Consider the following 5,133-nt stretch of genomic DNA (forward strand, 5'->3'; position numbering starts at 1 on the left):
CCGGTGCCGGAGCCTACGGCGGGCTGAGGCCCGGTGCCGGAGCCTACGGCGGGCTGAGGCCCCGTCCCCGAGCCGACGGCGGGCTGGGGGCCTGTGCTGGAGCTGACGGCGGGCTGCGGGCCGGTGCCGGAGCCGCCCGGCTGGGACGGCGGCCGGGGACCGGCGAACCCGTTCATGTCGGGCAACGTCAGAGACGGGTCGGCCGCGGTGGAGGAGGGGTCGGCGGCGGCGCGCTCCTCCTCCAGGGCACGGGCGAACTCCTGCTCGGGGCCCGCGAGGGCGCCCGGGGTGGGCGCGGGCCGCTCGCCGTCCAGCACCGGCATCGGGCCCGTGAACGGCCCGGGAGCCGCCGGAGCGGCGGGGTCCTGCGGCGCCGGCCGGGCGGCCGGGCCCGCGTTCCGGTCCTCCTCGATGATGGCCTTGAAGCCCTGGGTCACCGCGGGGTTGACGGGCTGGAGCTCGGGGTCGTCCGCGTCGGACTTGAGCTCCCCGAGCCACTCCATCGACGGTTCGTCGGAGGCGTCCCGGGTGGCGCGTCCGGAAGCGTGGGGCCGTTGCTCACTCATGCGTTGACCAGTCTCTTGACAATGGAGGTGAAGAAACCGAGCCCGTCTGTGGACGGACCGGTCAGCGACTCCACGGCATGCTCGGGGTGGGGCATGAGCCCGACCACGTTGCCGGCCTCGTTGCAGATGCCGGCGATGTCGTCGAGGGAGCCGTTCGGGTTCAGGTCGACGTAGCGGGCGACGATCCGGCCGGTGTCGGCCAGCTCGATCAGGGTCTCCCGGTCGGCGGTGTAGCGGCCGTCCCGGTTCTTGATCGGGATCACGACCTCCTGGCCCTCGCTGTACTCGCTCGTCCAGGCGGTGCCGGCGTTCTCGATGCGCAGCCGCTGGTCGCGGCAGACGAAGTGCAGGCCCGCGTTCGGCAGCAGCGCCCCCGGCAGGAGGTGCGACTCGCACAGCACCTGGAAGCCGTTGCAGATGCCGAGGACGGGCAGCCCCGCGCCGGCGGCGGCGACCAGTTCGGTCATCAGCGGCGCGAACCGGGCGATCGCCCCGGCGCGCAGGTAGTCCCCGTAGGAGAACCCGCCGGGCAGCACGACGGCGTCGACGCCCTGCAGGTCGTGGTCCCCGTGCCAGAGCGCGACCGGCTCGGCGCCGGACAGCCGGACGGCGCGTGCGGCGTCCTTGTCGTCCAGCGAACCGGGAAAGGTGATGATGCCTACCCGGGCAGCGTCCATCTGTTCTGTTCCTCCGAAATGAGGTGCGGCCGGGACGGTCGGAATCTCCTCCGCCGCTCAACCCCGCTGCGCGTCGCATACCCCCCGCGCGCGTCCTAATCTACCCGGCGTTGTGCATGAGGCGGGCGTCGAGTCGCCGTACCAGTGCCTCGTCGCTCCAGGTCAGCCGCTTCCGCAGGTGAACGACGGTGCCCCGGTCGGGGGACGAGTCGATGTCCAGGTCGTCCACCAGCGCCCGCATGATCTTAATCCCGCGTCCGGACTCGGCCAACGCGTCCCGCTCCTCGGCGGGGGCCGCGCGGAGGCCGCGCCCCCAGTCCGTGATGGTGAGAAGGCACACACCGTCGTCGACGTGCCCGGTCACCTCGTACTCCCCCGACGCGCGCGCGTGCTGGACGACGTTCGTGCACGCCTCGGAGGCGGCGACCAGCACGTCGTCGACGCAGTCCTCGGAGACGCCGAGCCCCCGCAGGGCGTCCCCCACCAGACGCCGGATCACCGGGACGCTCAGCGCCGCGCGCGGCAGCGCGAGCGAGAACCTCATATCCACCCGGACACCTCGTGTCATGGCCCCGGGCTTCCCGACCGTGTCCCCCGGCCCCGGAGCGCGCTCGACGACTCGACGGAGCTAACACTTCCCCGGCGGAATACTCCGTAATCGCTATACTCGCGGGTCTTTCCGGGAAATCTCACGGCGCGGCACAACGGTTTGGAACGGACCAACTCCGAAGTGATACCGAACAGTATTCTGCGCCATTTCCGGACGATGCCGGTCAGAGAACGCGAACCTCGTAGTTCTCGATGACCGGATTGGCGAGCAGCGTCTCGGCGATCTTGCCGACCCGCTCCAGGGCCTCCTCGTCCGCGTCGCCCTCCAGCTCGACCTCGAACCGCTTGCCCTGCCGGACCGCGACCACACCGTCGAACCCCATCTGCGGCAGCTTCCTGGCGATCGCCTGGCCCTGCGGGTCGAGGATCTCCGGCTTGAGCATGACGTCCACGACGACACGCGCCACGACCGCCCCCTCCACTGATCTGCGCTTTTCCTTACGATCTGAAGGGTACGGCACCATGGCTCTTCACGAGCCGTCCCATCCCCCGGAGCCACCCGATGAACATCGAGGACCTGACCCCCTCGGAGCGCCGCCTGTGGAAGGCGTTCCCGAAGGGCGAATCCATCGACCTGTCGACCGGCGACCCGGCGCTCGACGACATCGGGCAGGCCGACCGCTGGGGGCCCGACCGGGTGGTCAGGGCCGAGGTCCTCGTCGCGCTCCTGGTCGGCGCGGTGGAGCCCGAGCCGGGGCAGGTCGCCGCCGTCCGGCTCGCCGGCGCGCGCATCACCGGCTCGCTGAACCTCGGGCACGCGGAGGTCGCCGTCCCGCTGGCCCTGACCGGCTGCGCGTTCGACGAGGCGCCGCACCTGTACTGGGCGAGCATGAACAGCGTCCACCTGATGCGCTGCCGGCTGCCGGGCCTGGTCGCGTCCGGCACCCGCGTGGACGGCCACCTCTGGCTGGAGGGCAGCCGGATCAACGGCGGCCTGTGGCTGGACGGGGCGAACATCACCGGCATCCTGAACATGTCGGGCGTCCAGCTGACCAACCCGGGCGGGGACGCGCTGCTCGCCGACCGCCTCTCCGTCGAGGCGAACGTCTACTGCGACCAGGGCTTCATCGCCAACGGCGAGGTCCGGCTGCCCGGCGCCCGCATCGGCGGCCAGCTGATCTTCCGGGGCGCGCGGCTGTACAACCCGTCCGGCGTCGCCCTGTACGCCAGCCGCCTGGACGTGGCCGCGAACGTGTTCTGCGACGGCGGTTTCGCCGCCGAGGGCGAGGTCAGGCTCCGCGGCGCCAGCGTCGGCGGCTACCTCTCCTTCGTCGGCGCGAAGCTGTCCGCGCCCCAGCGCACCGCCCTGAACGCCGACGACCTCGCCGTCGAGACCGACGTCTACTGCTCGGACGGCTTCACCGCCGCCGGCGCCGTCAGCTTCTCCGGCGCCCGCGTCACCGGCCAGCTCAGCCTGCGCGACGCCCGCCTGCGCCACGAGACCGGGACGGCCCTCAGCCTGCAGCGCGTCCAGGCCGAAGAGCTCCTCCTGCGCACCGCCGAGCCGATCAAGGGCACCGCCGACCTCTCCTACGCCCGCATCAACCTGCTCCGCGACGACGCCGCCTCCTGGCCGGAGCGCCTCCAGCTCGACGGCCTGCAGTACGAGACGCTCGAACCGCCCCTCACCGCCCGCGAGCGCCTGGCCTGGCTGCGCCGCGACACCGACGGCTACGCCCCGCAGCCCTACGAGCGCCTCGCGCAGACCTACCGCTCCCTCGGCCTGGACGCCGACGGCCGCTCCGTCCTGCTCGCCAAGGCCCGCGACCGCCGCAAGACCCAGGGCCTCCCCCGCAAGATCGTCGGCTGGCTGCAGGACGTCCTGGTGGGCTACGGCTACCGTCCCTTCCGCGCCGCGAGCTGGCTGGTCGGCCTCCTCGCCTTCGGCACGATCGTCTTCTCCATCCACCAGCCGGACGTCCTGGACGAAGGCCACAAACCACACTTCAACGCCTTCTTCTACACCCTCGACCTGCTCCTCCCCATCGGCAGCCTCGGCCAGGAGATCGAGTTCGCCCCCAAGGGCATCTACCAGTGGATCGCGAACTTCATCGTCGCCGCGGGCCTGATCCTCGGCCTCACCGTCGCCGCCGGCGCGACCCGGGCCCTCTCCCGCGAATAAACCCGGGATACACCCCGCCCGAAACACCGCTTCCGCTCCTGCCGCCTCACCTTTCACTACCGTCCACAGGGCGAAAGGAGGCGGGTCATGACCCTGAAGATCGACGCCCGCGCCGTGGACGCCGAACTCCAGGCGATTTCCAGCGCGATGTCCGAGGTGACCCGCCTCATGGGACCGCAGACCTGGCAGGGCGGCTCCGCCGCCGCGTTCACCACCGACCTTCAGGGCCACAACCGGGCGCTCAACCGCATGATGCTGGAGGTGCAGCGCACGGTCGTCCGCTTCAACCAGGTCCCGCTCGTCCTGACCCCGCCGGAGATCCCCCGGGTCACCCCTCCCGCCGGCAAGCCCGGCGTCGCCTCGGTCTCCCCGTCCGCCTTAGAACGCCTGGAAACGGCGCTGACCCGCGCCGCGGCAGACCTCCCCCACCGCGCCAAGATGATCCGCGGCCACCTGGCCCTCGCCCACCCGGACATCCCGAGCACCACGTCCTGCGACAACGCCGCCGCCTGGTGCCGCACCCAGGCCGCCCGCATGCGCACCCGCATCATGTACGCCCTGGCCGAGACAGAGGTGACCGCGACCCCGCTGATCCAAGGCCCGGTGATCGAGATCCCCGACCTGGAACGCTTCGGCTCCAAGGAGATGACCGACCTGGCCCGCCTCCAGGCCCGCACATGGCTGAAGCACACGACCCACCCGGGCTCGGGCACCCCGGCGATCATGTCGGAGATAGCCCGCACCCTCCGCGAGAACAGCAAGAACACCGCCTACCTGGCGACGTTCTTCGCCAACATCCCACCGGGCTCCGCAGGCAAACTCCCCTACCGCCTCCACCAACTGAGCAAAACCAGCGGCCTGACACCCGAAGACAAAAAGACGGTAGGCGACCTGGGCACAGCCCTAGCAGCCCTCTCCCGCAAGAAGGAGACGGAAGGCATAGCCGCGAAGGCCCTGGGCCCCGCCGGCGCAGACATGCCCGGCCAAGCCCTCCTGGTCAAGCTGAGCGCCCCGAACATCAAATGGAGCAGCGCCATCCTGGCAGACCTGGGCAAAGCCGCCCTCCGCTGGCGCCAAAAGCACCCCTCGTATGAGCTGGAAGAGACTGTCTTCTCACAGCACGGTCAATCCCGAATCAATGTCCTCAACCAGCCGGAGG

At 71.0% G+C, this 5,133-nt stretch carries 5 protein-coding genes and 1 pseudogene; 2 read left to right on the top strand and 4 right to left on the bottom strand.

What is annotated here, in order from left to right; translation table 11 throughout:
• From ACIWVC_RS27410 to purS, 4 genes and pseudogenes are all read right to left on the bottom strand, one after another.
• A pseudogene (locus ACIWVC_RS27410) lies at positions 1-566 on the bottom strand (phosphoribosylformylglycinamidine synthase subunit PurL); the annotation flags it as partial.
• On the bottom strand, positions 563-1,243 hold the full coding sequence (gene purQ, locus ACIWVC_RS27415) for a phosphoribosylformylglycinamidine synthase subunit PurQ (protein ID WP_396445460.1): 681 nt from the start codon (positions 1,241-1,243) through the stop codon (positions 563-565). The pseudogene ACIWVC_RS27410 and the gene purQ, both read right to left, overlap by 4 nt.
• Positions 1,244-1,343: 100 nt before the next feature.
• The gene (locus tag ACIWVC_RS27420; RefSeq protein WP_396445591.1) at positions 1,344-1,787 is read right to left on the bottom strand and encodes an ATP-binding protein; all 444 of its coding nucleotides are present in this window, start codon (positions 1,785-1,787) and stop codon (positions 1,344-1,346) included.
• A gap of 229 nt (positions 1,788-2,016) precedes the next feature.
• Positions 2,017-2,259 carry a phosphoribosylformylglycinamidine synthase subunit PurS gene (gene purS / locus ACIWVC_RS27425; protein WP_396445459.1) on the bottom strand — a complete coding sequence of 81 codons (243 nt, stop codon included), beginning with the start codon at positions 2,257-2,259 and terminating at the stop codon, positions 2,017-2,019.
• Between the two features lie 95 nt (positions 2,260-2,354).
• On the opposite strand from purS, the gene ACIWVC_RS27430 reads away from it, so the two are divergent.
• Together ACIWVC_RS27430 and ACIWVC_RS27435 are read left to right on the top strand one after the other, a co-directional pair.
• Positions 2,355-3,974, top strand: coding sequence for a hypothetical protein (locus ACIWVC_RS27430; RefSeq protein ID WP_396445458.1), 1,620 nt, complete (start codon positions 2,355-2,357; stop codon positions 3,972-3,974).
• A gap of 87 nt (positions 3,975-4,061) precedes the next feature.
• The coding region (locus ACIWVC_RS27435) for a hypothetical protein (RefSeq protein ID WP_396454761.1) at positions 4,062-5,133 on the top strand (1,072 nt) is incomplete at its 3' end.

Origin of the sequence: Actinomadura sp., assembly GCF_044508335.1 — a bacterium.
Taxonomy (GTDB): Bacteria; Actinomycetota; Actinomycetes; order Streptosporangiales; family Streptosporangiaceae; genus Spirillospora.

Excerpts from the sequence above, each read along its gene's own strand:
- purQ (WP_396445460.1), bottom strand. The coding sequence starts at position 1,243 with ATGGACGCTGCCCGGGTAGGCATCATCACCTTTCCCGGTTCGCTGGAC.
- ACIWVC_RS27430 (WP_396445458.1), top strand. The coding sequence starts at position 2,355 with ATGAACATCGAGGACCTGACCCCCTCGGAGCGCCGCCTGTGGAAGGCG.
- ACIWVC_RS27420 (WP_396445591.1), bottom strand. The coding sequence starts at position 1,787 with ATGAGGTTCTCGCTCGCGCTGCCGCGCGCGGCGCTGAGCGTCCCGGTG.